Source organism: Cryobacterium sp. M91, from assembly GCF_002929615.1.
GTDB classification, from domain to species: Bacteria; Actinomycetota; Actinomycetes; order Actinomycetales; family Microbacteriaceae; genus Cryobacterium; species Cryobacterium levicorallinum.
In genome coordinates this window covers 193,445-210,659 of sequence record NZ_PJJT01000087.1, presented here as the reverse complement: position 1 = coordinate 210,659, position 17,215 = coordinate 193,445, and the positions used below count along the sequence as shown (strand labels likewise).

Annotated in this window: 14 protein-coding genes; 7 read left to right on the top strand and 7 right to left on the bottom strand. The window is 66.4% G+C overall.

Annotation, left to right across the window (positions count from 1 at the left end; translation table 11 throughout):
• Nucleotides 1-16: 16 nt before the first annotated feature.
• Complete coding sequence (locus CXY80_RS13275) at nucleotides 17-1,747, bottom strand: DUF5671 domain-containing protein (RefSeq protein ID WP_233195374.1); 1,731 nt, start codon at nucleotides 1,745-1,747, stop codon at nucleotides 17-19.
• Nucleotides 1,747-2,211, bottom strand: a complete 465-nt coding sequence (locus CXY80_RS13270; protein WP_092451342.1) for a hypothetical protein — start codon at nucleotides 2,209-2,211, stop codon at nucleotides 1,747-1,749. Before CXY80_RS13270 ends, CXY80_RS13275 begins: the two co-directional genes overlap by 1 nt.
• 79 nt (nucleotides 2,212-2,290) lie before the next feature.
• On the opposite strand from CXY80_RS13270, the gene CXY80_RS13265 reads away from it, so the two are divergent.
• A complete protein-coding gene (locus CXY80_RS13265) occupies nucleotides 2,291-3,784 on the top strand; it encodes a sensor histidine kinase (protein WP_092451340.1) in 1,494 nt (497 codons plus the stop codon).
• Between the two features lie 202 nt (nucleotides 3,785-3,986).
• Here CXY80_RS13265 and CXY80_RS13260 read toward each other — a convergent pair whose 3' ends face one another.
• On the bottom strand, nucleotides 3,987-4,235 hold the full coding sequence (locus CXY80_RS13260; RefSeq protein WP_035837005.1) for a WhiB family transcriptional regulator: 249 nt from the start codon (nucleotides 4,233-4,235) through the stop codon (nucleotides 3,987-3,989).
• 267 nt (nucleotides 4,236-4,502) lie between these two features.
• On the opposite strand from CXY80_RS13260, the gene CXY80_RS13255 reads away from it, so the two are divergent.
• Entirely contained in the window at nucleotides 4,503-4,877 is a 375-nt protein-coding gene (locus tag CXY80_RS13255) for a hypothetical protein (RefSeq protein WP_233195373.1), read from the top strand.
• Nucleotides 4,878-4,902: 25 nt separating this feature from the next.
• Here CXY80_RS13255 and bcp read toward each other — a convergent pair whose 3' ends face one another.
• Genes bcp through aroA form a run of 3 tightly spaced genes read right to left on the bottom strand, consistent with a single transcriptional unit; the run spans nucleotide 4,903 to nucleotide 7,878 of the window.
• The gene (bcp, locus tag CXY80_RS13250; RefSeq protein ID WP_092451338.1) at nucleotides 4,903-5,382 is read right to left on the bottom strand and encodes a thioredoxin-dependent thiol peroxidase; all 480 of its coding nucleotides are present in this window, start codon (nucleotides 5,380-5,382) and stop codon (nucleotides 4,903-4,905) included.
• A 24-nt stretch (nucleotides 5,383-5,406) separates the two neighbouring features.
• A complete protein-coding gene (rsgA, locus tag CXY80_RS13245) occupies nucleotides 5,407-6,516 on the bottom strand; it encodes a ribosome small subunit-dependent GTPase A (RefSeq protein ID WP_092451336.1) in 1,110 nt (369 codons plus the stop codon).
• Nucleotides 6,517-7,878: a 3-phosphoshikimate 1-carboxyvinyltransferase gene (gene aroA, locus CXY80_RS13240; protein WP_104132787.1), complete on the bottom strand. Its 1,362-nt coding sequence runs from the start codon at nucleotides 7,876-7,878 to the stop codon at nucleotides 6,517-6,519.
• 105 nt (nucleotides 7,879-7,983) lie between these two features.
• Here aroA and CXY80_RS13235 point away from each other — a divergent pair, with 105 nt between their 5' ends.
• Both CXY80_RS13235 and CXY80_RS13230 read left to right on the top strand, forming a co-directional pair.
• Entirely contained in the window at nucleotides 7,984-8,652 is a 669-nt protein-coding gene (locus tag CXY80_RS13235) for a sigma-70 family RNA polymerase sigma factor (protein WP_092451332.1), read from the top strand.
• On the top strand, nucleotides 8,649-8,891 hold the full coding sequence (locus tag CXY80_RS13230; RefSeq protein ID WP_092451330.1) for a zf-HC2 domain-containing protein: 243 nt from the start codon (nucleotides 8,649-8,651) through the stop codon (nucleotides 8,889-8,891). The genes CXY80_RS13235 and CXY80_RS13230 overlap by 4 nt, the downstream gene beginning before the upstream one ends.
• A 312-nt stretch (nucleotides 8,892-9,203) precedes the next feature.
• On the opposite strand, the gene CXY80_RS13225 is transcribed toward CXY80_RS13230, so the two are convergent.
• Nucleotides 9,204-13,001: a multifunctional oxoglutarate decarboxylase/oxoglutarate dehydrogenase thiamine pyrophosphate-binding subunit/dihydrolipoyllysine-residue succinyltransferase subunit gene (locus tag CXY80_RS13225; RefSeq protein ID WP_104132804.1), complete on the bottom strand. Its 3,798-nt coding sequence runs from the start codon at nucleotides 12,999-13,001 to the stop codon at nucleotides 9,204-9,206.
• Between the two features lie 182 nt (nucleotides 13,002-13,183).
• Here CXY80_RS13225 and CXY80_RS13220 point away from each other — a divergent pair, with 182 nt between their 5' ends.
• From CXY80_RS13220 to CXY80_RS13210, 3 genes are all read left to right on the top strand, one after another.
• Entirely contained in the window at nucleotides 13,184-14,623 is a 1,440-nt protein-coding gene (locus tag CXY80_RS13220) for a GuaB1 family IMP dehydrogenase-related protein (RefSeq protein ID WP_092451328.1), read from the top strand.
• Nucleotides 14,624-14,800: 177 nt separating this feature from the next.
• Nucleotides 14,801-16,138 carry a hemolysin family protein gene (locus CXY80_RS13215; RefSeq protein ID WP_104132803.1) on the top strand — a complete coding sequence of 446 codons (1,338 nt, stop codon included), beginning with the start codon at nucleotides 14,801-14,803 and terminating at the stop codon, nucleotides 16,136-16,138.
• The gene (locus CXY80_RS13210; RefSeq protein WP_092451326.1) at nucleotides 16,135-17,205 is read left to right on the top strand and encodes a hemolysin family protein; all 1,071 of its coding nucleotides are present in this window, start codon (nucleotides 16,135-16,137) and stop codon (nucleotides 17,203-17,205) included. The genes CXY80_RS13215 and CXY80_RS13210 overlap by 4 nt, the downstream gene beginning before the upstream one ends.
• The last annotated feature ends 10 nt before the right edge of the window (nucleotides 17,206-17,215 follow it).

Sequence of the window (17,215 nt, the reverse complement as noted above, 5' to 3'; positions counted from 1 at the left end):
ATCAGGCCTGCGCTGGTCAGTTCTGCAGCGGGATGACGTCGACGCTGCCGCCGACGCCCACGACGACGAGCACGCGTGCTCCGGTGACCCCGGCCAAGGCCAGGCCGAGGCGCTCGGCCGATGGCAGGACGTCGTCGATCGGTGCAGCGTCGATCGGTGCAGGGCCGTCGGGGGAGGCCGCACGCTGCCAGACCGTGACGGCGGCGCCGGTCAGCTCGGCGATGAGGTCGCGGGTCGCGGTCGGGTCGCCGGCCGTGACCAGAATGACCCGGTGGATGGCACGGCCGGGCAGCCCGGCCTCAGCCAGCGCAGCGCGGTCCCTCCGCCAGACCGAGAAGTGGTAGCCGGCGGCGAGGCCGGTGGCGACGAGCAGCCCCAACGGTGCTCGCACCCGGTCGAGCAGGCTCTGTCGGCTCAGGTCGTCGAGGACGAATTCGAAAATGCGGTAGCCGATCACGAGCAGGGTGATAATGGCCACGATCGCGCTGATCCCGAAGATGAGAATTAGGTAGACCCGGCGGCCCGTCACCTGGGCGGACACCGGATCGACCGGGCGCAGCGGCTTCCAGGCGGCCCACCAGACCGGGCCACCCACGATTGCGGCGCTAAGCCCGCCGAGCAGCAGGGAGCGCGTGTCCGACCCGACCACGACCGGCGCCAGGCCGGACAGCAGGGCATTGACGATGATTCCCAGCCCGGTAGCCGCAGCCACCAGACCGAAGCCGGAAACGACGAGGGTGGCGGCCAGCCGGGTCGGCAGCGCTCGCTGCCGCAGCAGACCGTGGTGGTAGGCCCAGACCAGAGCGCCGACCAGAGCGGTCGCCACGGCGGTGCCGAGCGGATCGAGAATATCGTCCAGCGGATGCTCCCGGGTAAAGGCCAGCCGGAGCAGCACGAACAGCACCGTGCCCGTTCCCACCAGCGACGCGGCAGCAGCGGCGGCGATCCCCAAGACGACGAGGGCAAGATCGGCCAGCACACCGCGCACGAGCCGGGCGCGCTCCCGCATCCACTGCCACCACCAGATCAGGGTGCCGCCGAGAAACCAGACGCCTGCCTGCAGGGCCAGCCGCCACCAGGGATCGCCGATCACGATCGAGGACTGGAGCGCGTCGACGGCCGCATTGATCAGGGATGCGAGCGCGGTCACCGCCCCGACCGCTCCGATCAGCAAGCCAAAAATCGAGCTCAGAATGGGCGCGACGCTCGTCAACTGCATGGGACTCTTGGACGGGTGTCGGGACATCCACCGGTGCCAGGCCCACACCAGCGTCCAGATCAGCGCGACCGCGAGGGTGCGCGGCTGCCAGTCGCCCCGCACCAGTGCCGCCAGGGTCCCGAGCAGGGCAGAAGCCGCGGTCACGATCGCGACCGTCTGCAGGCCGGCCAGGTAGAGCCCCCAAGAGATCGACGCCCGCTCCGCGCTCGCCATCCGCCGCCACAGCACCCACCAGAGCAGCGCGGCGAACGGGCCGGCGATCAGGGTGAAGGCGAGGGACCGCGCGAGTCCGGTCACATCGATACCGGCCAGGTTGGTGCCGGTATCGAGGGCGCGCCCCAGGAGGCCGCTCAGGCCGATCGCGGCGATGACCACGAGCGCGAACAACAAGATGTACACGACCACTCGGCGTGCCGTCGGGGTTGATGTGCTACCGGGCTGTCTAGGAGATCGGCGCACAGCGATGACGATGCCGGTCATGCCCACGCCCAGCACGGCGACGAGGACGAGGAGGACCACGATGGACATTACTTCGTTACCATCGGGTTCGGGCAGATGGAGAGCTCCCAGGGAGCTGTCTCGATCAGCCAGGCACCGTCCGCCCTGACCAGGTCGAAATTGCTCTCGAACTCATACTCGGAGGCGCCGAACGGGCCGTCGTCGTAGGACGTGACCAGGGACACGACGACATCGGCTGATTTGGGGCGAACCGTCGTTGACACCAGTACGACGCGAAGGCTGTTGGTTGGACCGTGTTCGACGGGCCCACAGCCCACCAGGGCCTCTGCGGTGAGCAGCTTTTCGGCCGCATCTTCGTCACCGGCGATGACGGCCGCAGAATAGGCCTGCACCACGCCTTCCGGGGTGTTTGGGTCGAGCAGTTCCGGTGCGCCGCGGGTGAAGACCACCACGAGGGCGACGAGCACCAGGGCGACGATAGTGCCGAGGATGACGATCAAGGTGCGATCTTTAGTGCCCGCCAGTGTGTGCATGTTCTCATCATGGACCCAATGGTGTGGCATCACCACAGCGGGTGCCGGGGGGAGCGCGCGGGGATCTAGGCTAGTGAGCGTGTCGACTCTCAGTGATCTCGTTCTTGCCCAGGGCCGCAGCAGCGCGGAAGACGTGGACTGGCTGCACATGCTCGTTGCCGACGGCCAGCTGCTGGCCGACCTCGCTTTCGCCGATATTGTCGTATGGGTTCCGGCGCAGTCTGGCGGCTTCGTCGCCGTCGCGCATGCCCGGCCGTCGAGTGCCGCCACGCTGTTCTATCGCGACTTCGTCGGGCAGCAGATCAAGGTCGAGTGGCGCAATCAGGTTACCGAGGCGTTCGAGACCGCCAGGATCGTCGACGCCACCGCTCCCGACTGGTATGAGGAGACGCCGACCCGGGTGCGGGCTATCCCGGTGCTGCGCCGGCTGAGCACGACCGGTGCTGCGGTAACGGATGCCCCGGTGGCGGTGCTGACCTGCCACAGCAACCTGAGCGAGGCACGCACGCCGGGACGCCAGGAGCTGACCTTCAACGATTGCGCCAACGATCTGTTCGCCATGATCGCGTCCGGGGACTTTCCCGACCTCGGCGCTCCGACCGGTCCGCGCCGCGGCGCGCCACGCGCCTCCGACGGGCTGCTCCGGCTCGATGTCGACGGACTGACCACTTTTGCCAGCCCCAACGCGCTCTCGGCGTTCAACCGCATGGGTTTCATTGAGGAACTCGAGGGGGAATCGCTCGCCGAGGTGACGACCGGCCTGCTTACCGGCACCGCCGTCGTGGACGAGTCGCTGCCCCTGGTGGTCACCGGGCGGGCACCGTGGCGCACCGACATTGAAGCGCGCGGCGTGACGGTGTCGCTCCGGGCGATTCCCATTCGCAACCGCGGCGAACGCGTCGGCGCGATCGTGTTGTCGCGGGACGTTACCGAACTGCGGCACCAGGAACGTGAGCTGATCACCAAGGATGCCACCATCCGGGAGATTCACCACCGGGTCAAGAACAACCTGCAGACCGTTGCCTCGCTGCTGCGGATCCAGGCTCGGCGTACCCAGTCCGACCGGGCGCGCGAGGCGCTGACCCAGGCGATGCGGCGGGTCGCTGCGATTGCCGTCGTGCACGACACCCTGTCCGAGGGACTCAGCCAGATCGTCGACTTCGACGCCGTTTTCGAGCGGGTGCTGCTGCTCACGGTGGAGGTCGCATCCGCTCACAATACGACCGTGCATCCCAAGTCGTCGGGTAGCTTCGGCACCCTGCCCAGCGCCTATGCGACGCCGCTCGCGTTGGTTTTGACCGAACTGGTCACCAATGCTGTGGAGCACGGCCTCGCCGGGCGCGAGGGCGAGGTGTCGATCGAGGCGCAGCGCAGCGAGGAGACGCTGACCGTCATGGTGCGAGACACCGGTGCCGGATTACCGGAAGGTAAGGTCGGTTCGGGGCTCGGCACTCAGATCGTGCGCACGCTCATTCAGGGCGAGCTCGGCGGCACCATCGACTGGCACACCATGATGGGCAGCGGCACCGAGGTCACGATCGAGATCCCCCTCCGCTTCATGCAGGAGTCCTAGCCCTTTCGGGACGGGGCCTGGGCCCCGTCCCCGGGCCCAGGTTAGAAACTGGGACCAGGGACATACGGTGGGCCCGGGGAGCGGATGCCGATTCCGCGCGGTCGCGCGGCCCGGCTGCGCGCAGAGCACAAAAAAACGAGCCCGCGGCCTCCGGGAATACCGGACGGCCGTAGGCTCGCGTTCTGTAGCGGTGCCGGCTTTGCTAGGAAGCGCGACGGGCGCGTGCGGCGCGACGCTTGAGCGCACGCCGCTCGTCCTCGCTCAGGCCGCCCCAGACCCCAGAGTCCTGACCGGTCTCGAGTGCGTACTGGAGGCAGACCTCCGTGACGTTGCAGCGAGCGCACACCGATTTTGCCTTCTCGATCTGGTCCACAGCGGGTCCAGTGTTACCGACCGGGAAGAAAAGTTCCGGGTCAGCGGTGAGGCAGGCAGCTTTATCGCGCCAGTCCATAGGGATGCTCCTTTTATTGCATGGGTGCACGGCCGATTGGCCAGAGTTGCAGGGTGATGGCCGGTTGCAGGAAAGTGGGATCTGCGCGATAACCGCGTTGAAACAGCTCACGTCCCTGTGAGCGTCAACCGGGCCTCAAATATCGTCCCATAATAGAGGTATCAAATCAATAGTTTTGTATGGCTTTTCGCTGTGAACAGCGACTCTGGTGCGCGGCGCCCAGCTCGGATCGACCTCCGGGCGCTTCGTCGTGCCCCCCTTCTGGGTGTGCTTGTAGGGCTCGTAGCTCTGGAGGCGCTCGCACTGTGGGCGCTCACGGCCTGGTGGGTGCTCGAACTGCTCATCGATACACCGACCTCGATGGGTGGCGCGCTTGCCCTGCTGGCACTGACGGCCGTCGCGGCCGTGTGGGTGAGCGCAATCACGGTCGGCGCCCTGCGCGGGCGTCCGTGGATTCGCGGAGCCGCGGTCACCTGGCAGCTCGTACAGATCATGATCGCCGTCGGTTGCTTCCAGGGCATCTACGCCCGCCCCGACGTCGGCTGGGCGCTGCTCGCCCCCTCGATCGTGGTGCTCGTGCTGGTCTTCACTCCGAAGGTCGTCGCCGCGACCAGTCACGAACCGAAGCCGGACGCCGACTGACCACGGCCGCATGACCGCTAGACGGTCAGGCGTCGATGCCGAGCTTCTTGCGCAGGCTGGCGACGTGGCCGGTGGCCTTGACGTTGTACAGGGCGTGGGTGATGACGCCGGCTTCGTCCAGCACGAACGTCGACCGCAGCACGCCGGTCACGATCTTGCCGTAGAGGTTCTTCTCGCCCCAGGCGCCGTAGGCGCGGTGCACGTCGAGTGCGCTGTCGCTCAGCAGCGGAAAGTTAACCGCATCATGCTGCTGGAACGTCTTGAGCTTGGCCGGGGCATCCTTCGACAGGCCGAGCACCTGGTAGCCCGCGGACTTGAGCGACCCGAGGTTGTCGCGAAAGTCACAGGCCTGGGTCGTGCAGCCGGGGGTCATCGCCGCCGGGTAGAAATACACGACCACCTTGCTGCCCGCGAAACGGCTAAGCGAAACGGATGCCCCATCCTGGTCGGTCAGGGTGAACTGGGGGGCCGTATCGCCGACTGCAAGGCGCGCTGAATCCGTCATGGTTCCATCGTATCGAGAGCAGACTCAGCGGGCGGGCGCAAACGTGGCGAGCAGCCGTTGCAGCGAGTCGAGGCGCACCTGGCCGGTGTCGCCGAGCTCGCCGGCCTCAACCGCGTCGATGATCGCGCAGTCCGGCGAATCGGGAAGGTGAGTGCAGCCGCGTGGGCAGCGCTCCGCGATCGTCGCGAGGTCGGTGAAGGCCTTGAGAATATTGTCGGTGTTGATGTGACCGAGGCCGAAGGAGCGAACGCCGGGGGTGTCGATAACCCACCCGCGGCCGGCATCCGTTTCGAGGCGCAGTGACACCGTCGACGACGAGGTGTGGCGCCCGCGCCCGGTGACGGTGTTGACGACGCCGATGGCCCGGTTGGTGCCGGGGACGAGCGCATTCACGAGCGTGGACTTGCCGACGCCGGAGTGCCCGACGAAGACCGTGTCGTGGCCGACCAGCGCCGCAGAGATCTCCTCGATCGGCATCCCGCCCTCCCCGCTTTGAAACACGGGCAGGTCGAGGCCGGCGAAGTTGGCCAGGAACGCGGCGGGGTCGGCGAGGTCGGTCTTGGTGATGCAGAGAATGGGTTTCACGCCGGCGTCATAGGCCGCGACCAAATAGCGATCCACCAAGCGGATGCGCGGCTCCGGGTTGGCCGCGGCGACCACGATCAGCATCTGGTCGGCGTTGGCCACGATCACCCGCTCGACGGCGTCGGTGTCGTCGGCGCTCCTCCGCAGCAGGGTGTCGCGCGGCACGATGCGCACGATGCGGGCCAGGCTGCCCTCGGCTCCGGTGGTGTCGCCGACGATGTCGACCCGGTCGCCGTTGACGACGGCCTTTTTGCGCAGCTCGCTGGCCCGCGCGGTTGTGATTCGACGCTCGGTGGGCAGATTCTCGTCGAGCATGACGGTGTAGCGACCGCGATCTACCGAGAGGATGCGCCCGGTCAGCGCATCCTGATGGCTCGGCCTGGTCTTGGAGCGCGGTTTACTGCCCTTGCGGCCGGGGCGCACCCGCACGCTCGACTCGTCGAACTCCGGTTCGTCGTCGGCGGCGGAGGCCCACCAGGTGTCGCCGGGATCGCCGGCCAGGTCCTCGGCAAGACCCTCAGAACCGTCAGCGGGCGGCGCCACGGGCATCTACAGCGCCGCTTCGGAGATCATCGCGTGCCACAGCTCGGGAAACTGGGGGAGCGTCTTCGCGGTCGTACCGATGTTCTCGACCTCGACGCCGGGCACGGCGAGGCCGATCAGCGCACCGGCCGTGGCCATGCGGTGGTCGTCGTAGCTGAGCCACTGGCCGCCGTGCAGGGGCGCCGGTTCGATCCGGAGGCCGTCGGGCAGCTCGGTGACCTTGCCGCCCAGCCGATTGATCTCGGTCGCCAGTGCGGCGAGACGGTCGGTCTCGTGGTGGCGAATGTGCCCGATGCCGGTGATCGTGCTCGGCGTCGAGGCCAAGGCGGCCAGAGCGACGAGGGTGCAGGCGAGTTCCCCGCCAGCGGAGAGATCCAGGTCGACGCCGACGATGTGCTCGCCCCCGGTGACGGTGAGCCGGTCACCGGCGCGCGTGACGACGGCGCCGAACAACGGCAGCAGCTGGGCGAGGTCGGCCCCGACCTGCGTCGTCGTCTCCGGCCAGCCGGTGATGGTGACACTGCCGCCGGCCACGAGCGCGGCGCACAGAAACGGTGCCGCGTTTGATAAATCGGGTTCGATGTCGACCGTGCGACCGGCGAGCAGGCCGGGTGCGACGATCCACTCGCCGACGTTCGGCGTAGACACGTCGACGCCGCGCGCGCGCAGCACCTCGATGGTCATCTCGATGTGTGGCAGGCTCGGCAGCCGTTCGCCGGAGTGGGTGAGGTGCAGCCCGTGCTCGAAGCGTGCGCCGGCCAGCAGCAACCCCGACACGAACTGGCTTGAGCTGCCGGCGTCGATGGTGACCGCTCCGCCGGTGACCGCTCCGCGGCCGTGCACGGTGAAGGGCAGGGCGTGCTTGCCATCGTCGTTGATATCGCCGCCGAGGTCGCGCAGAGCGCCGATGATGGGACCCATCGGGCGGCGTCGCGCACCGGAATCGCCGTCGAACGTGGTCGGGCCGAGCGCGAGGGCTGCGAGCGGGGGCAGAAAACGCATGACCGTGCCGGCCAGGCCGCAATCGATCGTGGTGGAGCCAAGTAATTCCTCGAGCGGGGTCACCAGCAGGTCCGTTCCGAACGCCCCGTCGCCCGCAACGGCCTCGATCGTGGCGCCGAGCTGCCGCAGGGCATCGACCATGAGATCGCTGTCGCGCGAGTGCAGCGGCGCGCGCAGCAGAGACGGTTCACTGGCGAGAGCGGATGCGACGAGCTCCCGGTTGGTCAGGGATTTCGAGCCCGGCAGAGCCAGCACCGCCTGCAATGGCGCGCCAATGCTCGGCGCCGGCCACCAGACATCCACTTCGGTCGGTGAATTGTCGCCGTACGGATCAAACTCCGGCTTGGAATATCTCGAGATCAACATCGGTTATCAGAATAGTCGGTGATAACAATCTGAGGGAGGCCCGTGACGGTGTCAATGCTGTTAGAACGACCCCTGGCTGTGGGGAACGGCCTAGAATTGCCCGTGATGACTTCAGACACGCCCGTCAATTCGGAATCTATTCCGGTTGACGACACAGAACTGGTTGCACCGACCAAGGCCGAGCTGCGCGAGCAGACCCGCGGACTGTTCGAAGAACAGGCCCTGCCGTTCCTCGACCAGTTGTACGCTGCCGCCATGCGCATGACCCGCAACCCGTCCGATGCCCAGGACCTCGTGCAGGAGACCTTTGTCAAGGCCTTCGCCGCGTTCGCGCAGTACGAGCAGGGCACCAACCTCAAGGCCTGGCTCTACCGCATCCTCACCAACACCTTCATCAACCAGTACCGCAAAAAGCAGCGTGAGCCCTATCAGGGCACCATCGATGAGCTCGAAGACTGGCAGCTGGGCGGCGCCGAGTCGACGACCGCCATGTCAGGACGGTCGGCCGAGGCCGAGGCCATCGACCATCTGCCGGACAGCGCCGTTAAAGAAGCCCTGCAGTCCATTCCCGAAGACTTCCGACTCGCCGTGTACTTCGCCGACGTCGAAGGCTTCTCCTACCAGGAGATCGCCGAAATCATGAAAACACCCATTGGCACCGTGATGAGCCGCCTGCACCGTGGCCGGCGACTCCTTCGTGAGCTCTTGGCCGGTTACGCGGCCGAGCGCGGACTAGGCCAGGGACAGAAAACATCCGGGAGCGCAAGCAAATGACCGATTGTGGTTGCGAGAAGGCCAAGGCCGAACTCGAAGAATACCTGCACAACGAACTCCGCAAAGACGATGCGGCCGACATTCAGGAGCACCTCGCGACCTGCACCGACTGCAGCGCCGAACACCTGATCGGACGCACCATGACCGAGGTGATGCAGCGCGCCTGCAAGGAAACCGCGCCCGAAGTTCTGCGCGACCAGGTCCTGCTCAAGCTGCGCGCCCTCCAGGCCTCGCACTAGCTGAGCGCGCACGTTCAATCGCCTGTCGCTGTTCGCTGGCAGGCAAACGGATGCCACCGCGCTCGCACGCGGGCCGGCCACGCCGCAGCCTCGTGGCACTCGTCATGGATCGTGGCACTCTAGCGCGGGGTGCCACGAGCGGTACCAGGGCCGCGAGCGGCGGCGTGACCGCGCGCATCCGCTGAGGGCACGTGTTCGTCGCACCCGCCCCGGTTGCAACCGGCCAGGCACGGGCCGCCAGGCCGCGCCCGCCGCCGCGCAGGAACACCAATGGAGGGTGACCCCGGGGTCACCCTCCATTTTCATGTGCGGTTACAGCGTGAGCGCCTCGCGCTGCAGCTTGGCCTGCTCGACCGCGTGGCGCTTGGCCGAACCTGCCGCCGGCGAGGCCGACGCGGGACGGGAGAACAGCCGGATGGCTCGCGGGCCGAGCTTGTTGGTCTCCAGGTAGAAGAACGGCCAGGCTCCCTGGTTCTCCGGTTCGTCCTGCACCCAGGCCAGTTCGGCGTTCGGATACTGGGCGGCGACGTTCTTTAGCTCAACGGCGGGCAGCGGGTAGAACTGCTCGACGCGCACGAGGGCAATCTCGGGGTTCGGGTTCTTCTCGAGTTCGTTCAGCAGATCGTAGTAGATCTTTCCGGCCATGAACAGAACGCGCTTGACGGCGTTCTTGTCGTTCACGCGTGCATCGTCGATGACCGCTTCGAACTTGCCGCTGGTCAATTCAGACACGGCGCTCGTCGCTCCGCGCAGGCGCAGCATCGACTTGGGCGTGAACACGATCAGCGGACGGCGCGGACGCATGTAGGCCTGGCGACGCAGCAGGTGAAAGTACGACGCGGGCGTCGACGGGCGCGCCACGGTCATGTTTTCCTCGGCACACAGCTGCAGGAATCGCTCGATGCGGGCTGAGGAGTGGTCAGGGCCCTGACCCTCGTAGCCGTGCGGCAGCAGCAGCACAACGGATGACCGCTGGCCCCACTTCTGCTCGGCGGAGGACACAAACTGGTCGATGATGGTCTGCGCACCGTTGGCGAAGTCACCGAACTGGGCTTCCCAGAGCACGAGCGCGTCGGCGCGTTCCACCGAATAGCCGTACTCGAAGCCCATGGCGGCGTATTCGCTCAGCAATGAGTCGTAGATCCAGAATCGGGCCTGGTTGTCCTTGAGGTTGGCCAGTGGCAGCCATTCCTGGCCATTCACCCGGTCGTGCAGCACCGCGTGACGCTGCACGAACGTGCCGCGGCGGGCATCCTGTCCGGCAAAACGCACCGGGGTGCCCTCGACCAGCAGCGAGCCGAGCGCGAGCAGTTCGCCGAAGCTCCAGTCGATATTGCCGTTGCGGCTCATGTCGAGGCGCTTCTGCAACAGTTGCTGCAGCTTGTTGTGCACGGTGAAACCGGCCGGCTTGTTATTGAATGCATCACCGATGAGCTGGATGACGCTCTCCGGGACACCGGTGGTCTCGGGCTCACCTGCGGCGTCTTCACGGGCCTGAGCTTCAGCCTCGGCCTTGGCCGTGGCGGCCATTTCCGGCGTGATGACCGGGATTGACGCGGTCTGGGCAGCGTGGGTCTCGAGGAAGGCGCGCTCGAGGCGATCCTGGAAGTCGCGGTGGGCGGCTTCGTATTCTTCCTCGGTGATGTCACCACGGCCGACGAGCGCCTCGGTGTACAGCTTGCGCACGCTGCGCTTGGCCTCGACCAGGTTGTACATCAGCGGCTGCGTCATCGAGGGGTCGTCGCCCTCGTTGTGGCCCCGACGGCGGTAGCAGATGAGGTCGACGACGACATCCTTCTTGAATTCCTGGCGGTAGGCGAAGGCTAGTTCGCCGGCGCGTACCACGGCCTCCGGGTCATCCCCGTTGACGTGGAAGATCGGCGCCTGGATGGTCTTGGCGACGTCGGTGGCGTAAACGCTGGTGCGGGCATCCTGCGGCAGGGTGGTGAACCCGAGCTGGTTGTTGACCACGATGTGTACGGTTCCGCCGGTGCGGTAGCCGCGCAGCTGGGACATCTGCAGGGTTTCGAGTACGACGCCCTGGCCGGCCATCGCGGCGTCGCCGTGGATGAGGATCGGCAGGGTGGAGAAGGTGCCGATCGGCTTGCGGTCCTGCTTGGCGCGCACGATGCCCTCGAGCACGCCGTCGCCGGCCTCGAGGTGCGAGGGGTTCGCTGCCAGCGACACCGGAATCTCGGCGCCGTCTTCACCGCGGAACATGCCCGTGGTACCGAGGTGGTACTTCACGTCGCCGGAGCCGTGTACGGTGCGTGGGTCCTGCGTGCCCTCGAACTCGCGGAAGATCTCGCCGTAGGTCTTGCCGGCGATGTTGGTGAGAACGTTCAGGCGGCCACGGTGGGCCATCCCGATCGCGACCTCGTCGAGACCCTGCTCGGCGGCGCCCTGCAAAATGGTGTCCAGTAGCGGAATGGTGCACTCGCCGCCCTCGAGGCTGAAGCGCTTCTGACCGACGTACTTGGTCTGCAGAAACGTTTCGAAGGCTTCGGCCTCGTTGAGCTTGGCCAGAATACGCATCTGCTCGTGGTGGGTGGGCTTGACGTACGACTTCTCGATTTTCTCCTGCACCCACTTGCGCTGGGCCGGGTCCTGAATGTGCATGTACTCGATGCCGGTGGTGCGGCAGTACGAGTCACGCAGCACACCGAGAATGTCGCGCAGCAGCATCTGGCGCTTCGCTCCGAAACCGCCGGTCACGAAGGACCGGTCGAGGTCCCAGAAGGTGAGCCCGTGGGTGGCGATGTCGAGGTCGGGGTGGCTGCGCTGTGAGTACTCGAGCGGGTCGATGTCGGCCATCAGGTGGCCGCGCACGCGGAACGAGTTGATCAGTTCCTGCACCCGCGCGGTCTTGTCGACGGCGCTCGCGAGGTCGACGCTGATGTCCGGGGCCCAGTGGATCGGGTCGTACGGGATGCGCAGGGCGGAGAAGATCTCTTCGTAGAAGTTGTGCTGGCCGATCAAAAGCTCGTGCACGATTTTGAGGAACTCGCCCGACCCTGCACCCTGGATGACGCGGTGGTCGTAGGTGCTGGTGAGGGTGATGGTCTTTGAGATGGCCAGGCCGGTGAGCGTCTTGACGCTCGAGCCCTGGAATTCGGCCGGGTAGTCGAGGGCGCCGGCGCCGATGATACAGCCCTGGCCCTTCATCAGTCGGGGCACCGAGTGCACGGTGCCGATGCCGCCCGGATTGGTCAGCGACAGGGTCGCTCCGGCGAAGTCGTCGGCCGTGAGCTTGTTTTGGCGGGCGCGAGTGACGAGGTCTTCGTAGGCGGCGAGGTATTCGCCGAAGGTCATCGTGTCGGCACGCTTGATCGCCGGAACCAGCAGGGCGCGGGTGCCGTCGGGCTTGGGCATGTCGATGGCCAGGCCCATGCCGACGTGGGCGGGAGCGACCACGGAGGGCTTGCCGTCGACCTCGTCGTAGTAGACGTTCTGGCTCGGGAACATCTTGAGCGCGCGAATCAGCGCCCAGCCGATCAGGTGGGTGAAACTGACCTTGCCGCCGCGTGCCCGCTTCATGTGGTTGTTCATGACGATGCGGTTGTCGATGAGCAGCTTGGCCGGGATGGTGCGCACGCTGGTCGCGGTCGGCACGGTCAGGCTCGTAACCATGTTGGTCGCGAGTGACTTCGCCATACCGCGCAGCGGAACGACCTTGTCCTGCTTGACCGGCGCTGACTCGTCGGTGACGACGGTCTGCGGGCTGGTGACGGGAGCGTCGGCGGGAACCGGGGCCGGCTTCGGCGCGCTCGAGGTGGTGCGGGCCGTCGGCTGGTTCTCAGTCACCTGAGCTGGCGCTGCCGGTACGGCCGGGACGGCGGCGGGTGCGGCTGCGGCGGGTGCGGCGGGTGCGGCGGGTGCGGCCGGCGCCGGTGAAACGGATGCTGCTGGCGCTGCTGCGGGGGCAGCAGCCGCTGGAATGGGAGTGTTCGCGGTCTGATTGTAGCTCTCCAACACCGGCCACCACGACTCATCAACCAAGTTCTTGTCGATCAGGAATCGCTCATACAATTCGTCAACGAGCCACTCGTTTGCTCCGAATTCGCCTGACGTTGTCTCGTCAGAAGCTCCACCGGTTACCTGGCTTGACACCGTGGGATCGCCCACTCTCTGCTTTGAATTTGGATGCCCTCGGCAAGGTCCGTTGCCGGGTCATTCTGCGCTTTCATTGAGCCTGTCGCTGACGATCGTGACCGCCAGGTCAGTCTTACTGTCCAGCCTAATCCCATCCCACGCGACCACTAACACCCTGTCGAACGGCTAGCGTTCTTGGTATGCAGTTCTATGGAACGACGCCCAGCCATGATTTGACTTACTCCGACGTGTTTTTGGTGCCCGGACAATCGGCTGTCACTAGCCGGTTGGATGTCTCCCTGGCACCGAATGACGGTACGGATGCGACGATTCCGATCGTGTCGGCGAATATGAACTCGGTCACCGGGCCACGCCTGGCTGCCTCGCTGGCCCGCCGCGGAGGGCTCGGAGTGCTGCCGCAGGACATGCCGTTGCAGGACCTCGATGCCGCTATCCGCTGGGTCAAAGCCCAATCGGTTCGTTTCGACACGCCGTTCACCTTTGCCCCGGACGATACCGTCGAGATGGCGTTGCGGCAGGTTCCGGCCTCGCCCGGCCAGGGAATCGTCATCCACTCCACCAGCGGAGACTACCTGGGCTGCATCGTCGCCAGCCGGCTGGCGACCGCGCTACCCGATGCGCGCCTCGGCGATCTGCTGCACGGTGAACTCGCCGCGCTCGACGCCGACGACGTCGAGGGGCCGCGCCGCGCCTTCGACCTGATGACGGAGGCTGACATCGATTTCGCGCCGGTGCTGCACCACGGCACCGTCGTCGGAACGCTCAGCCGCAAGAGCGCCCTGCGCTCCACCCTGTACCAGCCGACACTGGACGCCCGCGGTCGGCTCAAGGTCGCTGCCGCGATCGGCATCAACGGCGACGTCGCCGCCAAGGCTCGCGCCCTCGCCGCCGCCGGCGTCGACATTCTGGTGATCGACACCGCGCACGGCCACCAAGACGGCATGCTGCGTGCCCTCGGCATCGTCGCCGACCTGAACCTCGGGCTGCCGATCGTGGCCGGCAACGTCGTCACCAAGGACGCCGTGCGCGACCTGGTCGGTGCCGGCGCCACGATCGTCAAGGTGGGAGTCGGTCCGGGCGCCATGTGCACCACCCGCATGATGACCGCCGTCGGTAGGCCCCAGTTCTCGGCCGTGCTCGAAACGGCCACCGCGGCCCGTGAGCTCGGCGCGCACGTCTGGGCCGACGGGGGAGTGCGCTACCCGCGGGACGTGGCCCTCGCGTTGGCCGCTGGGGCGGCATCCGTCATGATTGGTTCCTGGTTTGCCGGCACGACCGAGGCGCCAGGAACGCTGAATACGGATGCCCGCGGCGCGCTGTACAAGGAAAGCTGGGGAATGGCCTCGACCAAGGCCGTTCAGGCGCGCTTCGAGCGCCTCGACGCCTACGACCTCGCCCGCAAGACCCTGTTCGCCGAGGGGATCTCGAGCTCGAAGATCTACCTCGACCCGCTGCGGCCGTCGATCGAGGACCTGCTCGACATGATCACCTCTGGCGTGCGCTCGTCGTTCACCTACGCCGGCGCCACCACCGTCGCCGACTTTCACGAGAAAGCGCTCGTGGGCATTCAGTCGGCGGCCGGGTACGAAGAGGGCAAGGCTCTGCCGGTCTCCTGGTAGATGTGGCCGGGCGCTGCCGGACGGTTCTCGTGCTGCGCTGGTGGGTGTGGTCGGGCGCGCAGGCAGGTGCGCCCGGTATACTCGGAAAAATAATGGATGACCCTCCCACCGCTGAACCCTCGTCTCACAAACTCTTGCCCGTGACTGCCGGCGGTGAAATCCTTGTCTGAGCTGATCATGCTCGGGTTCGGCCTCATCCTCACGGTGGGAACGGGCATCTTCGTCGCCAGTGAATTTGCCCTGGTGAATCTCGATCGCGCCGACCTTGAAGCGCGACGCGATCGCGGGGAAACCCGTCTCGCTATGACCATCGCGGCGCTGAAAATCACCTCCACTCACCTGTCGAGTGCGCAATTGGGCATCACCCTGACCACTCTGCTGACCGGCTACACGATCGAACCAGCCCTCTCGTCTCTGCTGCGGGGCCCGCTTACCGCGGCCGGGCTGCCGGTTGACCTGGTTCCTGTCTTCGGCACCACAATCGCCATCGTCTCGGCGACCCTCGTGTCGATGGTCATCGGCGAATTGGTTCCGAAGAATTTTGCGCTCGCGTTGCCGATTCCGACCGCTCGGTTGGTCATTCCGTTTCAGACCGTGTTCACCGCCGTGTTCAAACCGGCCGTGCTCGTGCTCAACAACAGCGCCAACGGCCTGTTGCGCGCGTTCGGCATCGAACCCAAGGAGGAGCTTTCGGGTGCCCGCACCGCTGAAGAGCTCTCCTCGCTCGTGCGCCGGTCGGCCAGCGCAGGGCTGCTCGAGAAAGACACCGCGACCCTCCTGCGCCGCACGCTGATGTTCTCTGGACACACCGCCTCCGATGTCATGACTCCGCGCCCGCGGGTCGCGAGTATCCACCGCACCGATTCGGCGCAGGACATCATCGACCTCGCGCGTTCCACCGGTTTTTCCCGGTTCCCGGTCGTCGACGAGAGCGTCGACGACGTCGCGGGTGTCGTGCACGTCAAGCAGGCGGTGGCCGTGCCGCGCAATCGGCGAGCGGATGTGCCGGTGTCGGCCCTGCAGACCGACCCGGTTCGCGTGCCCGAAACGATGAAACTCGACGACCTGCTCGGCGAGTTGCGCGGTCGTGGCTACCAGATGGCGATCGTCGTCGACGAATATGGTGGAACCGCCGGCGTCGTCACCCTGGAGGACCTGGTCGAGGAACTGGTCGGCGAGGTCGCCGACGAGCACGACCGAGCCAGGGCCGGCGTCGTGCGCTCGCCCGACTCGCTGACCTTTCCCGGAATGCTGCGACCGGATGAACTGCTCGATCGTACCGGTGTCGTCGTGCCGGAACAGGGCCCCTACGAGACCGTGGCCGGCTTTGTGATGAGCGAGCTGGGGCGGTTGCCGGTCACCGGCGACCGCGTACCGGTGCCGGGCGGATTCCTCACCGTTGAGCGCCTGGAAGGGCGTCGCATCGACCGGCTGCGTTTCACCCCGGAGGTGGCGCCGGAGCCGGCGGTTCCGCCCGGGCCCAAGACTGATCGAAAGAAGGTGAGCGACAAATGAGCGACTGGGCCGGACTTGCCTGGTTGGTCGTGCTGCTCGCCGCCAACGCCTTCTTCGTCGGAGCGGAATTCGCCGTCATCTCGGCGCGTCGTTCCCAGATTGAGCCGCTCGCCGAGGCCGGAAAACGCAGCGCCAAGACCGCGCTCTGGGCGATGGAACACGCAACGCTCATGCTCGCGACCTCGCAGCTGGGCATCACGGTCTGTTCGCTGCTCATTTTGAATGTCTCCGAACCGGCGATCCACCACCTGCTCGAGGTGCCGCTGGCCCTGACCGGCCTGCCGGAGGCTCTGATCGGCACGATCGCCTTCATCGTCGCACTGCTGCTGGTCTCGTACCTGCACGTGGTGTTCGGCGAGATGGTACCGAAAAACCTGTCTTTCTCGGTCCCCGACCAGGCCGTGTTGCTGCTTGCCCCGCCCCTCGTGTTCGTCGCCCGCGTCTTTCGTCCGGTGATCGTCACGCTCAACGCCTGCGCGAATGGTGTGCTGCGACTGTTTGGCGTGCAGCCGAAGAATGAGGCGACGAGCGCGTACACGCTCGACGAGGTCGCCACGATCGTCACGCAGTCCACCAAAGAGGGTGTGCTGAGCGACGGGACCGGCGCCCTGACCGCGGCTTTCGAGTTCACCAACCTTAAGGTGCGCGACGTGGCTGTTGGTCTGTCCAAGCTGGTCAGCCTGCCCGAGTCGGCCACTCCGGCCGACGTGGAGAAGGCCGTCACTCGCCACGGGTTCTCCCGGTATGTGCTGGCCGATGCCGAGGGCTATCTCACCGGATACGTGCACCTGAAGGACGTTCTCGACCTCGATATCGCATCGGCCGGGGAAGCAACTCTCGCCGAACCGGACAGCTACTCGGGGCGGATCCCGGCCAAGCGCATCCGTGCCCTGATTTCAATCTTTGAAGACACCGACCTCGAAGATGCCCTCGCCACCATGCGTCGCTCTGGCGCGCACCTCGCGCGCTCGTTCACCGCAGAAGGCGAAACCACCGGGGTGCTCTTTCTCGAGGACATCATCGAGGAGCTCGTCGGCGAAGTGCAAGACGCCACCCGCCGCGAGTAGCCCGCGCAGC

Coding starts and splice junctions, on each gene's coding strand:
- CXY80_RS13275 (WP_233195374.1), bottom strand. CDS start 1,747: ATGTCCATCGTGGTCCTCCTCGTCCTCGTCGCCGTGCTGGGCGTGGGC.
- CXY80_RS13270 (WP_092451342.1), bottom strand. CDS start 2,211: ATGCACACACTGGCGGGCACTAAAGATCGCACCTTGATCGTCATCCTC.
- CXY80_RS13260 (WP_035837005.1), bottom strand. CDS start 4,235: ATGGACTGGCGCGATAAAGCTGCCTGCCTCACCGCTGACCCGGAACTT.
- bcp (WP_092451338.1), bottom strand. CDS start 5,382: ATGACGGATTCAGCGCGCCTTGCAGTCGGCGATACGGCCCCCCAGTTC.
- rsgA (WP_092451336.1), bottom strand. CDS start 6,516: ATGCCCGTGGCGCCGCCCGCTGACGGTTCTGAGGGTCTTGCCGAGGAC.
- aroA (WP_104132787.1), bottom strand. CDS start 7,878: ATGTTGATCTCGAGATATTCCAAGCCGGAGTTTGATCCGTACGGCGAC.
- CXY80_RS13235 (WP_092451332.1), top strand. CDS start 7,984: ATGACTTCAGACACGCCCGTCAATTCGGAATCTATTCCGGTTGACGAC.
- CXY80_RS13230 (WP_092451330.1), top strand. CDS start 8,649: ATGACCGATTGTGGTTGCGAGAAGGCCAAGGCCGAACTCGAAGAATAC.
- CXY80_RS13220 (WP_092451328.1), top strand. CDS start 13,184: ATGCAGTTCTATGGAACGACGCCCAGCCATGATTTGACTTACTCCGAC.
- CXY80_RS13215 (WP_104132803.1), top strand. CDS start 14,801: ATGCTCGGGTTCGGCCTCATCCTCACGGTGGGAACGGGCATCTTCGTC.
- CXY80_RS13210 (WP_092451326.1), top strand. CDS start 16,135: ATGAGCGACTGGGCCGGACTTGCCTGGTTGGTCGTGCTGCTCGCCGCC.